We start from the raw sequence: 14,443 nt of genomic DNA on the forward strand, positions 1-14,443 counted from the left end.
TATGAAAAGCGTTTCAGGTCAAGAAATATTTTAAAAGAAAATGCCATAAAAAATATCAATCATAGCAAGACAAGTAAAAAAAGTGCATGAAAATGATATCTATTATCAATAATATAATTAATAAAAGGGCAACTGCCGTTCAGTCACCCTTTTTTCATTTAAGCTTCTGGTGCAAAAGTTTTACAATCTGTTTCTTCTGTTGTAGATGCGTGCTTTCCTTTATGACTTACTACATAAATTGCATCTGCATTACATTTATTTCCGTTATCCCAAAACTTACAATTGTTTACTTCACATAAAACATCTTGTGCCATAAGTATCACACCTCCTTATTTTTTTATCATTAACCATTTTCGGAGGCATGATACCATTTCATAATTTATTTTTCATTTCACATTTGAATCAAGATTCATGCTGGACCGCACTACCGTCAGTGTTTATTTTATTTTCAGTTGTTGCTACAGGTTTCAAATTATATATTGGTAAAATGACTAATAAACCAACTATAAATAGTAGTGCAGTGCCTTCATACATCGTACTGAGTGAAAACATCTCTTTTAGTGAACCTGCTATACTCATCGTTAATACCATTGAACCTGTAAATAATGGACTTAAAATCCCGTTAACACGTCCAATAAAGTCCGTATCAGAATTTTGAATAATAAGCGTATTAATTCCAATTTGAATACATGGAAAAGCTAAACCGCTAAAAAGTTGCGCCGCAAGCGTAATCCATAAATTTGTAGAAAAACCAATAATCCCAATGCCCACAGCCTGCCCAAACATCCCTAGAATTAACATTTTTTGCGGAGCGACATTCTTCGCGAATATCATTGCTAAAGCCCCGCCAATAATCATACCGGCACCATTTACGATCACTAACCATTGTAAGCTTTCTTTCGGTAAAGCGAGCTGTTCTGTTACAATAAAAATTCCTAATGGCTGAATAAGACCAATACCTAATCCTGCTGCCATAAAACAAATTCCAAGTAATGTTAATGCTTTCTTTGCTTTCACATACTTGATTCCATCTGCCATTTCTTTTAGTAAACTAACTTGTTTCTTCTCCCCTTGATCTTCAGTATCTTTTGGTAGAAATAGCAATACAATAGCTGCAAGTAAAAACGCAATCCCTGTCGCTACAATTGAGATGTAAATCCCAAATCTCTGAAATACAAACGTACCTAGTATAGGTCCTAATACCATAAATACCGCGAAAATTGTTTGATATAAGGACATTGCTAATTGAATTTTTTCTGTTGATAAATGTTGCTTAAACAATTTCATCCCTGAAGGCTGTGAGAACTGTGAAAGAATGGCTGAAATTAACGTAACAAAGAATACAACTTTCCACGTACCAAACATAAGCGTAAAGAGTACTGCAAATACAGATAAAGAACTTAAAGCCTCGCACCAGATCATAGTCCTTTTTGGTTTCCACCTATCTGCAAAAGTTCCGCCAATAAAAGAAAAAATAAATATTGGTGCAAACTCAGCAACTGAAATCATCGAAATCGCAAACGCATCCCCATTTGTCATTTCCATTACATAAAGCAATACCGCAAAATTCCGAACCCATATCCCTACCTGCAAACATAATGCTGAAACAAGAATACCTTGCACAAAGCGATTTTTTAATACTTGTGACATACCGCTTTTTTGTTTTATTTCTACATTTGTTGACATAAAAAAACCTCCTATTCTACATTCTGAACAAGAGGTAGCACAAATTATATGAAAAAGACTGTATATTCGCAGTGCGAAACACATCCCTTTTATACAAAAATGTACATACTAATCCTATTCAGAAGAAGATTTCGTTTTTTTAACGAAGATTTCTTGAAAAATAGAATTAGTTGATCATTGGGATGTTTTCACCCTTCCGTTTCAATTTTGAATGACACATACATACTCTATGTGAACGAAATACAATGTATGCGTGTCTCAAAATACCTATTCTAGAAAGTTAACGGCAATTCCTCTAAGGAACGCATTAAATAATTGCCCTGCCATTTAATCTCTTTTCTCTCTCCTTTTATTTGTAATGCAGGCATGCGTTTTAACAACGTTGAAATTGCAATTTTTGCTTCTAAGCGAGCAAGTGGCGCTCCCAAACAAAAATGACTTCCATGTCCAAAGGCAATGTGCCGATTATTTTCCCTAGTAATATCAAATACTTCTGGATTCATAAAGACCTTTTCATCACGGTTTGCTGAAGCTAATGAAATGATTACCATATCCCCTTTTTGAATCTCTTGACCTTGGATTGTAAAAGCTTCAGCTGTCCAGCGTGCAGTTGTAATTTCAACTGGAGAGTAATAGCGTAATCCTTCTTCAATCGCTGAGTCAATGAGTTCTGGTTTTTCTTTTAATAACTGTAATTGATCCGGGTTCTCTAATAATGCGAGTACTGTATTAGTAATTAGATTCACAGTGGTTTCATGCCCAGCTACAATGAGTAACATAATCATCGAATACAGCTCTGGTGCACTTAATTTACTTCCTTCACTTTCAGCCTGAATTAATCCACTAACTAAGTCTTCTTTTGGTTCTTTTCTTTTCACATCAACTAAATACTGTAGGTATGTAATAAATTCAGAGAGCTTTTCTTCGTTTTCTTTTATTTCTTCGGGTGTTTCAGGTGAAGCAATTACCGCATGAGACCATATTCTAAATTTCTCTTGGTCCTCTTTTGGAATACCAAGCATTTCGCTAATTACATTGATTGGTAATGGAAACGCATAGTCATTAACAAGATTCAGGGAATGCTTATGTTCTACATGGTCTAATAAAGTATCCGCAATATGCTGAATACGTCCACCTAATTGTGAAATCATTTTAGGAGTAAACGCTTTTTGGATAAGTGATCGCAAACGACTATGATCAGGCGGATCTGAATTAAGCATATGTTTCGTTAAATGATCACCGTTTTCAAGAGAAAGAAATGGCTTTAATCCTTCTTGAGAAAATACATTTTCCGGATTTTTCTTCAAGCGAGAATCTTTTAAAAGTGGCAATGCATCTTCATATCTTGTAATGAGCCACTCTGTCCATAGCTCACCCTTATATACGAACAAAATAGGTTGTAGTTCACGTGATTCCTTATAAATCTCATAAGCATCTTCTTTAAACTCCGTAGAAGCTAAATGAATACCATCTTCAATGTTTCGGCCAACCTTGTTTTTTAAAGACATTGCACTCCCTCACTTTCATTTTGTGTAGAAATCACTTCAACATATAAATTATAACTTGCAAAAAGTATGAATATTATAATTTTTTGTCAAAACCTTACTTTGAAACTTGAAAAATATAAAAAAATCAAAGAGAAGATCTCCTCTTTGATTCTCTCTAAGCAAAGCACATAAAATTACTGATTTGTTGGTATCGATAACTAACTTTCCGGCGACGGCCAGCTTGCCACGTGTAACCTGATACCCCAAAAAACCATAAATCTCTTCCAAAAGGACCTGGTCGATGTAGACGCAAGTACCCCCATCTCCCTAAACAATTACACATCAATGATTTCATATTCCTTATTTGTGCAGGTGCAGCGAATGCTGACGGTAATGATGGTGCCTGTGATGGAGGTGGTGACGTCGGCCATCATCAGGTCTATACTCTTCATGATCAAGCTCTCTCAGTTCCATCGCTTCTTCATAATATCCTTGGTTTTGTGGATTATAATACATCATTTGATCATACCCTATACCTGGATAATTCGGTTGGTTATACATATGAAAAATCACCTTCTTTTTATTTGTCACTTTAAAACATTCATATGTAATACTTCACCCAGAGGAGGCTTATGCATCGCCCAAATTTGTCTTTCTGAATTCCATTTATATAGCAAATTCATTTTACTAACTATAAAAAATAAAGCTCTGCTGTTATCTATTTAACATAACACTGTAATAGCGCATTGCTTTTAATGATCCTTTCACCTCAAATGTCCCTTTCTTGATTAAAGCCTGTAAGCGATATTCTAGAAAAACATCTCCCACTACTTGCTCTATATGTCCAAGTGCTTCTCCAATTACCCGCGCTGCTTTATAGAAAGCTTTATCTGCTCCTATTCGTTTCGCGCACTCAACAATAAAATCATCAAAATAATCTTCTTGTACAGCATGCACTGCACTATCTTTCCAGATTCGTAATAACTCTGTACTAGTAGATAGAACTTCCCATTCTTTTTCGAGTGCTGTTCGAGTCTCTTCAGCTAAAAATGACTTTTCTCCATATTTCTTAAGAATAATTGCTAAATTCTTTGATGATAGTTCTCCCGTTCCACGTATGCCGTACTCTGTTTCTAATAGTTTTCTATGAGCCTCTGAAGTATTGATGATTCTAATATTTTTCTTATTCTTCAACTCGGCAAGCACAAAACAAAGTCCTACATGTTCATGAGCATTATCCGCTTTCCAAATTGTAATTGGTGTATCGTTTGAAATGGACTGTATTTCTTCTAATGAATGAATCAAACTCGGTAAGTATTCTTCTTCAAAATAAAAATCATATGAGTTTAAGTTGTTGGATAACCATTGCTGGCGAGCAACCTGACCTGACTTTAAACCCAATTGATGAATGGGACCGACAGAAAATGCGTCAGAGAATGAAATGACATAGTCTTGATTAAAACCTTCTTCTTTCAGTATGTGTTTTAAACAACCTGCTGGTGAATCACCGAATGCAATATGTACATGTTTACTATCTAAAATATTTAATTTTGGTTTTTGAGATTCAATCAATTGTTTTGGTATTTCCGCCAACATTTTGATCGTTTCTTCATCTTTATTTTTTTCTATTAATTCAAGTTGGAGTAGAATGAGGTGAAGTAAAGATCTCACTTCTTCCTCTGGCATGCTATCAATGACTTGACTTAACTTATCTTTCATGTATTTCCCTCTATTCATTTCTAAAATCATGTAGTTTATAGTGTGACATAGATTTAGATTGCTTTTATTTAATAATTGCCAGGAGAAATGAAACAGATAAAAAAGCACAAAGCGGGATAAATAACATCGTATCCATTTTGGCGAAATACGTATCTTTTTTTCTCTTAAAAATGCCGAAATAGTTAAACTCACCAATTACCCTTATCACAAACACAAACATACAAATCCAAGAACCGATTTGAACGAAAACATATGGAATGGATAAAACAAGGATATTGGCCTGCAATAATAAAAGTACCGCTGCTATACTTAACAAAAGAGCAACCAATAACGTTCCTCCAGTACTGGGTGTAAAAGCCTTTTTACCAGATTCAGTTGGGATCACAGCATGTGTGCCCCATTTCCCTCCGAATGCCCAGTAGACGTGTAGTAAGCTAATGCAAAATAAGAGACATGCTGAGATGGTAATGATAATGAGCATTGTTAACACCTCCGTCAATTTATAATGCTTCTTAAGAACACTCTCCAAATAAAAATTTATTTATCTAGCAAAAATTGTTGATTAAGGGCATCTCTCATCATTTCAACTGGTTGTTTTGATAACTTCAGCATATATATATGATTAAGATTTTGATTCATCTCCGCTAAATCTATAAACTCCTGCTGCTTTTCTACTAACTCATAATAAAAATAATGATCTACAGCAAAAATGGACTCATTTATTTGTGAAAGAATACTACGATTATTCGTTGCTGCATATTGTACAATTGAATCATGATTTAAGTATTGTTCAATCATTTCTGGCTCAATGCCATCTAATAATAAACATGTTGTTAAATTCTTCTTAAATACAAGATCTAAGTTTTGCAAGTCTTTCTTTAATACCCCGTAAATAACAAAGTGGTACCTTGTAGCGTTATTCATAATCATTACACATTTTTTTCGTCCAATTTTAAAAAGGTTTGCATGCCAACAATATAGTGGATTGAAATCGGCAGTATCTACTTTTTGAACTTTTATTTTCATTTCATCGGCTAATTTTTTTGTACATTGGATAAGTTGCATATTATTTTTCCTTTCTTTCTACGTTAACAATTCTATTTTCAGTCATATGTATTTCTTACACGAAAAATTATTCATTAAGAAAAATTCATCCATCTTCTATAATGTTCTTTTTTCATGTCTTGTTCGGTAAACATATTTAATTCTTTTTTAGCTTGAAAAATAAGAAACTCGTCATTCATTAAATTATGAAACATGGACCATATTTTTTGATTCTTCTTATGAAAATCATGAATAAGTTCTGTTAGTTTATAATACGGTAACTTTCCTTCTTTCCATTCTAAGAAATTTAGTGAAAGTTTTTCAAGTTCAGCTTCCGTTAATGTTTTATGATATAGATTCACAATTTCCAAATCTCTCTTGCGTTCTGCTTTTGATTTTTCCATCGTACTCGCTTTCCTCCTAAAACATAATAAGCAGTCACCTTTTATATACCTCGATGACTGCTTATTATGATTATATTCACTTATTCCACACCTAAAGCCTTAAACACAGCATCCTCAGCACTCTGATAAAATGCAATTTGAAACTTAGCAAATAATTCCGGTGGAACGGTTGGAATATCAACAGCGGCTGTCATTGGAAGAAGAATTTTCTTAGCGCCTGAATCAAAACAAACTTGTAGTACCTTTGCTAATTCTTCTATCTTATTCATCGTACCACTTATACTAATAGATCCTAACACAACCATTTGACTTTGCACAGGTTTATTTAAAGTACCAGAACATAATGCAATAAATGCTGCAAGCGATAATTCGCTAGTTAAGTCAACACCATGAATATTTTGAATGTGCATGAAATAATCTTTCGTTGTTGTACTAATTGTGCTGCTAATGTTTTTATTATTTGCTTTAAAGAATCGAAAAGCAGTGTCAATGCTTTCTTTTGCATCGCGATCCGAATTTAATCCTGTTCTTTCAAATTTACCACTACCGTTTACAACTTCTGTTTCTAACTTATAAGTACCAATCATCCCTGTTTTCCCACGAGCAACAGTATAAATATGCTCAGATTTGTTTATCCCCTCTGGAATTAACGTTCCCCCGCCTTGTTCCGAAACAGATACAAACTCTTCATTCATCGTTTCATTATCAATGTAAGAAAAATTAACATCGTAATGTTCCATTCCGCCAATTTTCTTTAATTGTTCTTTTACTCGTCTTCGTCCTACTAATGCATAACGAAGTACTTCTTCTACATCATCTTTTGTATAATCGCCGTTTGGATATAACAGTTTAATCAAACCAGAAACAGTTTTCCGCACTGCGATAACATCACGTTGATTCACGTTGTTTCCCAATCTAAAGAATTTATCAAGTGCATCCGAGAAAGAACGTTTACGCATTTCTCTTAAAAATTCAGCTAAATGATGGAGTTTGGAGAAATCTCTTTATAAATATGAGATTTCCCCGTTCCTCTTGGTCCAAGTTCACACAAGTTATAATTATTTTCTACAAGCGGCTCCATACCTGTAGAACGAATTAAAACATCAATCCATTCTTCTCAATTATTTCCTTATAAAATCTCTCAATAATTAAAATATCCATATCTTAATTATTATACAGCAAAAAACCCGCAACACCCCATCCATTACATGAAGGGTATTGCGGGTTCAGATATTTATATAAGCATTTTCTTTATGCGTTATAATGATTTCTTCTGCGTTCCATTCTTGTTTGGCCTTGTGTTGTTTCTGTTTTCTGATGTTGGTACTCTGTAGGCACCGTATGATACGTTGGAGCTCTTTCTTCACGATTTGGTTCATACGTACGTATTTCTTTTGATTTAGCAGATTTCCCGCCGAATTTTAACATCTTAACTTTTAATCTCGGCAAACTCGGAATACGAATCTTAAATGTAGGCTTAATTCGTTTCTTTTTTTGTTTGAATAGATTTGTTGTTCCTTGTTTTTCATTACTATTGTTACGATTTAGTGCGTATGCAAGCAATCCACCAAGTATAAAGCCTACTACTAGTATAAGTAGATACAATCGTTCTGTAGTCAGTAAGTTCATAATACGCCCAAGAACTGCTAATGATTGGATTTGTTTTATATCCCATAGTAAAGCTCCCCATAATGCAAGTAAACCTAAAGTAATTGCATATGTACGGAATCGGAACACGAATGGAATCAAAGCAATACATGCTGCAATTTTTGCATTTGCTAGTAACGAGCTAGTTGTTACGTATTGATTCCAAATTGCCATAAGGAGTGTGATAAATGCCGCATAAGCTAACCAACTACATATCCGTGAATGCATTCGTTTTGCATAGTAACTTCCGAAACTAGTGAAAAATAATAATCCCCCGATAAACAATGACAATTCTAAAGGGATTTGCTTCATAAAACCCGCAATTGGAAACAAGCAGCTGAGCAGCATTAACAGTACATCAAGTTTCTTCATAATTTCTCATCCCTTTCAATTTTTTAGCTTCTATATCGTAAAGCAAATGTTGTTGTTTTTCTAGCATTCCTCACTTCTAAATAATCACAATACAAAGGCATGTTTCATAGCTTAATACTACTATTCCTAAAAGACATCTTAATCCTGCTTACATCAAAAGTAAACAAAAAAACAAAACTATAATTGACAATAGATAACTACATTTGTATACAGAAATGACAAATCCCGCTATTTATGGATTAGCGGGATTTTCAAATTATCTTAAAGAATGATACCTCTTTTTATTCATATCTGATTATAACTATTCCGACTTATAGAGTTACATCTTCTGCTTTTTCATTCACTGGCCACTTTTCTAATGTATAAGCCATTTCCCAAAACGAGTATTCATATTGACTACTAATAACAAAGTGTTGTTTCATACGCTTACGATCGACTTCTGTTACTGTCGCAGCAATCCTATCTAATCGTGCGATTTGTTCTTCCACTAAAGTACGGAACCAATCCGATCCATATGCTGCAATCCATTCTCGATAAATCGGTTCTTCAGGCTTACATTCTTTCAAGCGTTCACCAATTTCATAATAAAGCCAATAACATGGTAAAATTGCTGCAATAATGTCTCCTAAATGCCCTTCATAAGCAGCACGATACATGTGTGATGTGTACGCATAAGCAGTTGGCGCTGGAACAAAAGAAGCCTTTTCTTCTTCAGTGATTCCTAATTTTTTTGCAAAATTCTCATGCAGTGATAATTCAGCTTGATATGTATTTTGTGCATGATGCGCCATACGAGCTGTTGTTTCTAATTCAATAGCTTTTGCCGCTCCTAACGTTTGTACTCTAGCAAAATGACTTAAATAATATGAATCTTGTAATACATAATAGCGGAAACTAGATAAATCTAACGTTCCTTCCCCTAATTTTTTTACAAATGGATGCTGGAAACTTGCTTCCCAAATTGGATGAACTTCTTTACGTAATAGCTGTGAAAATGACATTTAAATCCCTCCGATGAATATGTATAAAATTTCTTATTAGTCAATTACTAACGATTCAACTACTTAGTCCAAATCTAAATGAAATTTCTCTTAATATAGGTACTCAGTATAGAAATGATCAATATAAAAACCACTTTCTTTAGACAAGTAAAAAAAGTGGTTTGGACATTATAAATATCATTTTCTGTCACTTCCACTTCCCTACGCTGGTATGAGCCAGATCAGGTCCCAAGGGTCTCAAAAGTACTCTTTGATCTCAGCCTATATAGGCACCCCTAGCGGATAGATAATAACTATGTAGTTTTGATATTCATCATAGCACAATTCAGAAAACAGTCAAATATATGAGTATAGAAGTATCAGTTATTTAGTCCTACTAATTTTTCAATCTGTTCCTTCACATTCAAATCACAAACACCGCCGTGATAACAAATCACTCTCTCAATATCAAATTCTAAAAATCTTCTAAGCGATTCTGTAGCTGTTTTCATATCTGGTGTTGTTCGCGGAACAGGCCCGTTTAAATTTCCACCAACATATACCATAGCGTCACCTGTGATTAATGTTTTATGCTTTTCACTATATAAACTAATATGTCCCGGCGTATGCCCTGGTGTATGAATGACTTCAATGCCTCCAACAAAGGGCAATCTTTGTCCATCTTTTAATGTTTGATTTACTTTTGCTTTAGGAGGATTTTTATATAGAAATTGCATAACTTCTGGAAGTGCTTCCCACTGATCTTTACTCATTTTACTTGGATCTGTTTTCATTAAATGCAATTGCCCTTCAATATATGGCTTATCTAGTTCATGTGCGTACACTTCAATAGATTGATCTGCTTTCTGTTGTATTTCAGGAAGACTTCCAATATGGTCTATATCTTGATGAGTTAAAATAATTGCTTTTAACTGTTCAAAAGGAACACCAACATCATTCATCGCATCATGAATTTGCTTTAATTGTCCTGGCATACCAGTATCGACTAATATAGCTTCTTTTTCATCCCAAAGTAATGTTGGATTTAATTCAAATCCTTGGATTTTTAATTCTAAAACTGCCAGTCCATTTTCTATTTTCATGTTACATTTCCTCCTCGATACATAGATTAGTGAAGTTATTGCTCTTACTAAAATGTAACACGCTAGAGGAAAAAACGTCAATCAACAAATAATTAATCATAACACAAAAATAATTATTTGTCAATATTTTTTCGTTGTGATTCTCATTTTATTAAAAACTGATCTTCTTTTTTATCACATATCTTTTCGATACAAATTAATCAAATCTTTCAACGCCGCAGCAGCTGCCCCTCTTGGATTTGATGCACCTCCAATGGAAGTAACTTTACCCATCGTATCTGTATGGAAGGTGACTCCTTTTTCTGTTCCATTGACATTAGCAAGCGGATGATCTTGATTCAATTCGCATGGACCTACTTTTAATTTAACAATTCCAGAACTATCTTTATATGCTGTAGCTATTAATTTTAGAGATTTGTTCTTTTCCTTTGCTTTTTGGATTTCTTGCTTTGTAATATGTTCTATTCCTTTTACAGATATATCATCCAGTGAATATTCTGTTTGTAACAAGCTATTTGCCAATAATAATAGTTTACAAGCGCTGTCCATACCATTTATGTCTATTGTAGGATTCGTTTCAGCAATTCCTTGTTCCTTTGCTTCCTGCAATGCTTGTTGAAAAGTTATATTTTCTTCATCCATTTTTGTAAGGATATAATTCGTTGTCCCATTCAATATACCTTCTATCTTTTCAATTTGGCATCCTGCTAGGCTAAATTGTCCAATATCTAATGTAGGTAATGCTGCGGCAGTCGCACCGCTATAACGAATACGCACATTTTTCGACTTTGCTTTTTCTTTTATTTCTTTCCAATTTGTAACAAGTGCACCCTTCGAAATGCATACAACATCCATTTCATGTTGGATTGCTTTTTGGATGTAATACTTTGCAGGTTCGCCATTTTGTAAGTTAGTAGGCGTTGCCTCAATTAGTACATTACCATTCCATATCATTTCCGCTTTTGCCTTCGGATCATATACTACATAATTTCCTAACGCATTCGTGCCTATTCCAAAAGTAAGAAGTTGTTCTAGGTGTAAACCGTTACCATCATAAATAGATACATCCCGCCCAACAATCCCTACTATTAAAAATTCGATATGATACCTTTCTTTTAAAGTAAATGATTTCTCATACACTAAACGTACAAGTTCTTTACTCACCGCTCCATACCCTGTTAAAACGACTTTTATTTTCATGTTATTCCCCTCAATTCTCTTGGTGTGAACCTATTAATTCCCCATATCTCCATCATAATATTCTATTTGTGGTATTGCATTAGCTAATTTTTAAAATAAATAGTTTTATAAAACAATCGAATGAAATAGATCTAATGAAAATAGAAATGCTAATACTTTTTATTTATTGTTCTCCTTTTCTTTAAAAATAAACTTGTAAAAGCACTAAGTTTATTTTCCTTACATAAACTTTACTATAATACTTCCAGAAAGGTGGTACACGTATGCCTCTTATTCCCTACACTGAAAGTGATGTTGATTTGTTAGCACGTTTAATTCGTGCGGAGGCTGAAGGTGAAGGACCACAAGGCGAACAACTTGTCGGTTGCGTTGTAGTAAACCGTGTATACTGTGATTGCTTAGATTTCAAACAAATACGTACTGTACATGATGCAGTGTATCAAAGCCCAGGTGGATTTGAAGCAGTGCAGTATGGATATTTTTATCAACGTGCTCGTGAGTCAGAAAAAGACATAGCAAGACGCGTCTTACAAGGTGAATGGCGCTGGCCGGCAAGATGGTCCCTTTGGTATTTCCGTCCGACAGGCAGTTGTCCACCAGAATGGTATAATCAGCCATTTGCAGGACAATTTAAAAGACATTGTTTTTATGAACCAACTGGTGATGAATGTCCGAAAATGTATACGAGATGAAAATTTACGATCTATAATCTATCAGTTACAATCTTAAAAACACAAGGATTTGTATTCGCAAGTCCTTGTGTTTTTAGTTATGTTATTAACAAATTTATTTAACTTGTATTTGAAGTGCTACGTTACTTACTGTCAGAAATCTAATCATGACACTAATTTTTCAATACCTATTACATAAATAAGCAAATGAGGACCGTCCGATTTATTAATAGTAAATCTATACCGACATACACCCCCTCTTTTTAGATGGGAGAGAGGATCTGGCCATTCATAGAAGCGGTCAAGTCCTTTTTCTGCCACATGCGAAGTAAAAACAGAAAGAACAAACGAGCGGAGGTTACTTTTTATTCTACATAGCAAGAATTTAGATGTCGAAAAATTAAAATAGATTTATATAATACTAAGGGGTACTTTTTGATTCCACCGTTGATGCCTAACTTTTCTGAATCGAAAGGTTTATTACAATTTTTATCGAATTGTATATAAGTCCATTTGATAGAAAGAAAAAATCGCTAGAACAATTAGAATGCAGTATCAGTGTCTAAATTAAGGAAATGTCTTCACTAAAATGAATAAACATCATTTTTCGAAAAATTTGTACACTGAATAAAAACAAGAGTCAAAGACTGTGTCTAACTTATTAGTTTATTTAATCATAGGAAACTGTAGGTGAACAAAATGAATCGAATTGAGCACATTAGACAAGAAGAAAAAAAATATCACGATCTTTGTTATGACCAATACAAATTATTCGAAGCTGGCTCTTGGCTTCATCAACCTGTAAAAACAGTAATGGAGATGATGAATTATTTTGAAGGTCAAGATCAAATAAAAGTACTTGATCTTGGTTCTGGCGTAGGAAGAAATAGTATTCCAATCGCTCAAAAGATAATCGATGGTGGCGGTAAAGTTACATGTGTCGATTTACTGGATTCCGCATTAACAAAATTAAAAACAAACAGCAAGGAATATCATGTCTTTGATGCAATCGAAACAATCAAAGTAGAAATTGAAAATTATGATATTCAACCTGAAAGCTATGATTACATTATTGCAGTATCCAGCTTAGAACATGTTCACTCAAAAGAGGCCTTTGAAAAAGTACTCTTATCCATAAAAAATGGAACTAAACATAACGGCATCAATTGTCTGATTGTGAATTCTAATATTCAAGAAATTGATATAGAAACAAACGAAGAACTAGATGCATTAATAGAAGTAAATCTTCCTACTGAAATAATGATGAATATACTTAAAGATATTTATAAAGGATGGCGAGAAATACACATAGAAGTAAAAAATTTATCATATAACATCATCCGGAATGAAAAATCCATTCAATTAAAAACAAATGCGATCACTTTTGTTGTTCAAAGATTATAACCTGTAAAATAATAAAGTGGTAATTATACTTACATCCACACTACGTATAATTACCGCTTTTATTTGTGTAAAATACATTTGACACCCTATATTTCCATGTTTATACTATTGCATGTAAAGACTTTTTTACACTTAAGGAGGGGTGAAAAAATGAATCGAAAGAAAATTGTTCTCATAATTACCTTACTACCGTTAATCGGGCTGCTTATGCACGGAACCTATAAATACATAACCGAAGGAGAAATCTTGGGTGGGACAATTTTTGGAGTGTCTTTACTCCTCAGTTACTTCCTAAACCATATTACATGGGGAGATCCAAACGGCATATCCGAAGAAAGTCAAGATGAAATGGGACAGCAAATTACATATAAAAGTTTCAAGGTTGGCTATTTTGTTTTAATCGGTATTATGTTTGTTTTACTAATTTGGACAGAAGGATTTTCTATGCTTCATTCACTTAATAACATTCATAATTCCCCTTTATTTATTGCGTTTTGCTCTTCATTTCTTGTTATTCCATTTGTAGAATTCATTGTTTCTAGAAGATACCAATAAGAATACTATTCATGCAAAAAAGCCTTGTTTCTCTCTTTATTTTAGAGAAAAACAAGGCTTCATTTGTAAGGAGTTTAATAGTTTTTTTGTTTACGATAGGATTTCTTCTGCCATTGCGCTCAGTTTGTTTACGGTTCTCCAGTTACGCAATGTTGCTGGGGTACGAAATTT

Annotated in this window: 14 protein-coding genes, 2 pseudogenes and 1 riboswitch; of the genes and pseudogenes, 3 read left to right on the forward strand and 13 right to left on the reverse strand. The window is 33.8% G+C overall.

Annotated features, from left to right (window positions below):
- Positions 1-158: 158 nt before the first annotated feature.
- The 13 genes and pseudogenes from COO03_RS12870 to COO03_RS12930 form a co-directional block, all read right to left on the reverse strand.
- Positions 159-314, reverse strand: coding sequence for a DUF1540 domain-containing protein (locus tag COO03_RS12870; protein ID WP_097897559.1), 156 nt, complete (start codon positions 312-314; stop codon positions 159-161).
- A gap of 88 nt (positions 315-402) precedes the next feature.
- The gene (locus tag COO03_RS12875) at positions 403-1,686 is read right to left on the reverse strand and encodes an MFS transporter (protein ID WP_097897560.1); all 1,284 of its coding nucleotides are present in this window, start codon (positions 1,684-1,686) and stop codon (positions 403-405) included.
- A gap of 272 nt (positions 1,687-1,958) precedes the next feature.
- Positions 1,959-3,194: a cytochrome P450 family protein gene (locus tag COO03_RS12880; protein ID WP_097897561.1), complete on the reverse strand. Its 1,236-nt coding sequence runs from the start codon at positions 3,192-3,194 to the stop codon at positions 1,959-1,961.
- Positions 3,195-3,348: 154 nt separating this feature from the next.
- Positions 3,349-3,734 (reverse strand): annotated as a pseudogene (locus COO03_RS27600) (hypothetical protein).
- A gap of 153 nt (positions 3,735-3,887) precedes the next feature.
- A complete protein-coding gene (locus COO03_RS12890) occupies positions 3,888-4,892 on the reverse strand; it encodes a DUF1835 domain-containing protein (protein WP_097897562.1) in 1,005 nt (334 codons plus the stop codon).
- 64 nt (positions 4,893-4,956) lie between these two features.
- Positions 4,957-5,373 (reverse strand): DUF3995 domain-containing protein, encoded by a 417-nt coding sequence (locus COO03_RS12895; protein WP_097897563.1) that lies wholly within the window; start codon positions 5,371-5,373, stop codon positions 4,957-4,959.
- 56 nt (positions 5,374-5,429) lie between these two features.
- Positions 5,430-5,957 carry a DUF6933 domain-containing protein gene (locus COO03_RS12900; protein WP_097897564.1) on the reverse strand — a complete coding sequence of 176 codons (528 nt, stop codon included), beginning with the start codon at positions 5,955-5,957 and terminating at the stop codon, positions 5,430-5,432.
- A 74-nt stretch (positions 5,958-6,031) separates the two neighbouring features.
- On the reverse strand, positions 6,032-6,340 hold the full coding sequence (locus tag COO03_RS12905) for a hypothetical protein (RefSeq protein WP_097897565.1): 309 nt from the start codon (positions 6,338-6,340) through the stop codon (positions 6,032-6,034).
- Positions 6,341-6,420: 80 nt separating this feature from the next.
- Positions 6,421-7,457, reverse strand: a pseudogene (locus COO03_RS12910) (BREX system Lon protease-like protein BrxL); the annotation flags it as partial.
- A 134-nt stretch (positions 7,458-7,591) separates the two neighbouring features.
- Positions 7,592-8,359 (reverse strand): DUF3959 family protein, encoded by a 768-nt coding sequence (locus COO03_RS12915; RefSeq protein ID WP_097897566.1) that lies wholly within the window; start codon positions 8,357-8,359, stop codon positions 7,592-7,594.
- Between the two features lie 311 nt (positions 8,360-8,670).
- Positions 8,671-9,360: a thiaminase II gene (gene tenA / locus COO03_RS12920; RefSeq protein WP_097897567.1), complete on the reverse strand. Its 690-nt coding sequence runs from the start codon at positions 9,358-9,360 to the stop codon at positions 8,671-8,673.
- A gap of 181 nt (positions 9,361-9,541) precedes the next feature.
- Positions 9,542-9,647, reverse strand: a riboswitch (TPP riboswitch).
- Positions 9,648-9,719: 72 nt separating this feature from the next.
- Positions 9,720-10,442, reverse strand: coding sequence for an MBL fold metallo-hydrolase (locus tag COO03_RS12925; protein WP_097897568.1), 723 nt, complete (start codon positions 10,440-10,442; stop codon positions 9,720-9,722).
- 174 nt (positions 10,443-10,616) lie between these two features.
- On the reverse strand, positions 10,617-11,642 hold the full coding sequence (locus COO03_RS12930) for a homoserine dehydrogenase (RefSeq protein ID WP_097897569.1): 1,026 nt from the start codon (positions 11,640-11,642) through the stop codon (positions 10,617-10,619).
- Between the two features lie 263 nt (positions 11,643-11,905).
- Here COO03_RS12930 and COO03_RS12935 point away from each other — a divergent pair, with 263 nt between their 5' ends.
- The 3 genes from COO03_RS12935 to COO03_RS12945 all read left to right on the forward strand — a co-directional run bounded on the left by COO03_RS12935 (position 11,906) and on the right by COO03_RS12945 (position 14,272).
- Positions 11,906-12,334, forward strand: coding sequence for a cell wall hydrolase (locus COO03_RS12935; RefSeq protein ID WP_097897570.1), 429 nt, complete (start codon positions 11,906-11,908; stop codon positions 12,332-12,334).
- A gap of 678 nt (positions 12,335-13,012) precedes the next feature.
- Complete coding sequence (locus tag COO03_RS12940; protein ID WP_097897571.1) at positions 13,013-13,717, forward strand: class I SAM-dependent methyltransferase; 705 nt, start codon at positions 13,013-13,015, stop codon at positions 13,715-13,717.
- 150 nt (positions 13,718-13,867) lie between these two features.
- Positions 13,868-14,272 carry a hypothetical protein gene (locus COO03_RS12945; RefSeq protein WP_097897572.1) on the forward strand — a complete coding sequence of 135 codons (405 nt, stop codon included), beginning with the start codon at positions 13,868-13,870 and terminating at the stop codon, positions 14,270-14,272.
- The last annotated feature ends 171 nt before the right edge of the window (positions 14,273-14,443 follow it).

Source organism: Bacillus sp. AFS098217 (assembly GCF_002551815.1).
GTDB lineage: Bacteria > Bacillota > Bacilli > Bacillales > Bacillaceae_G > Bacillus_A.

What these genes read in the sequence shown, in the direction of transcription:
- COO03_RS12935 (WP_097897570.1), top strand. Translation starts at nt 11,906, where the DNA reads ATGCCTCTTATTCCCTACACTGAAAGTGATGTTGATTTGTTAGCACGT.
- COO03_RS12945 (WP_097897572.1), top strand. Translation starts at nt 13,868, where the DNA reads ATGAATCGAAAGAAAATTGTTCTCATAATTACCTTACTACCGTTAATC.
- tenA (WP_097897567.1), bottom strand. Translation starts at nt 9,360, where the DNA reads ATGTCATTTTCACAGCTATTACGTAAAGAAGTTCATCCAATTTGGGAA.
- COO03_RS12940 (WP_097897571.1), top strand. Translation starts at nt 13,013, where the DNA reads ATGAATCGAATTGAGCACATTAGACAAGAAGAAAAAAAATATCACGAT.
- COO03_RS12915 (WP_097897566.1), bottom strand. Translation starts at nt 8,359, where the DNA reads ATGAAGAAACTTGATGTACTGTTAATGCTGCTCAGCTGCTTGTTTCCA.
- COO03_RS12905 (WP_097897565.1), bottom strand. Translation starts at nt 6,340, where the DNA reads ATGGAAAAATCAAAAGCAGAACGCAAGAGAGATTTGGAAATTGTGAAT.
- COO03_RS12870 (WP_097897559.1), bottom strand. Translation starts at nt 314, where the DNA reads ATGGCACAAGATGTTTTATGTGAAGTAAACAATTGTAAGTTTTGGGAT.
- COO03_RS12925 (WP_097897568.1), bottom strand. Translation starts at nt 10,442, where the DNA reads ATGAAAATAGAAAATGGACTGGCAGTTTTAGAATTAAAAATCCAAGGA.
- COO03_RS12890 (WP_097897562.1), bottom strand. Translation starts at nt 4,892, where the DNA reads ATGAAAGATAAGTTAAGTCAAGTCATTGATAGCATGCCAGAGGAAGAA.
- COO03_RS12880 (WP_097897561.1), bottom strand. Translation starts at nt 3,194, where the DNA reads ATGTCTTTAAAAAACAAGGTTGGCCGAAACATTGAAGATGGTATTCAT.
- COO03_RS12895 (WP_097897563.1), bottom strand. Translation starts at nt 5,373, where the DNA reads ATGCTCATTATCATTACCATCTCAGCATGTCTCTTATTTTGCATTAGC.
- COO03_RS12875 (WP_097897560.1), bottom strand. Translation starts at nt 1,686, where the DNA reads ATGTCAACAAATGTAGAAATAAAACAAAAAAGCGGTATGTCACAAGTA.
- COO03_RS12930 (WP_097897569.1), bottom strand. Translation starts at nt 11,642, where the DNA reads ATGAAAATAAAAGTCGTTTTAACAGGGTATGGAGCGGTGAGTAAAGAA.
- COO03_RS12900 (WP_097897564.1), bottom strand. Translation starts at nt 5,957, where the DNA reads ATGCAACTTATCCAATGTACAAAAAAATTAGCCGATGAAATGAAAATA.